We start from the raw sequence: 294 nt of genomic DNA, 5'->3' as shown, positions 1-294 counted from the left end.
AGATCTACCTGCGCGCCGACGATGGCACGCTGACCAGGATCGATGCGCCGTACTCGGCCGAAATAGGCCTGCGCAAGCAGTGGCTCACCCTGGAGCTGCGCGATCCGTGGACGGTGGGTGGCAAGACCTATGCCGCCGGGTCGTTGCTGATCACCAAGCTGGACGACTTCATTGCCGGCAAGCGCGACTTCGAGGTGCTGTGCGCCCCCACCGCGACCACCTCGCGGGCCGGCTCGAGCTGGACGAAGAACCCCCTGGTGCTCAACGTGCTGGATGACGTCAAGAGCCGCCTGC

Annotated in this window: 1 pseudogene; it reads left to right on the top strand. The window is 66.0% G+C overall.

Annotated features, from left to right (window positions below):
• Positions 1 to 294 (top strand): annotated as a pseudogene (locus tag ACQG3P_RS19250) (S9 family peptidase); the annotation flags it as partial.

This window comes from Stenotrophomonas sp. SrG, assembly GCF_050031795.1.
Classification (GTDB): Bacteria; Pseudomonadota; Gammaproteobacteria; order Xanthomonadales; family Xanthomonadaceae; genus Stenotrophomonas; species Stenotrophomonas rhizophila_A.
Note: the sequence above shows the minus strand (reverse complement) of the source record. Positions and strands in the feature narration are given on the sequence as shown.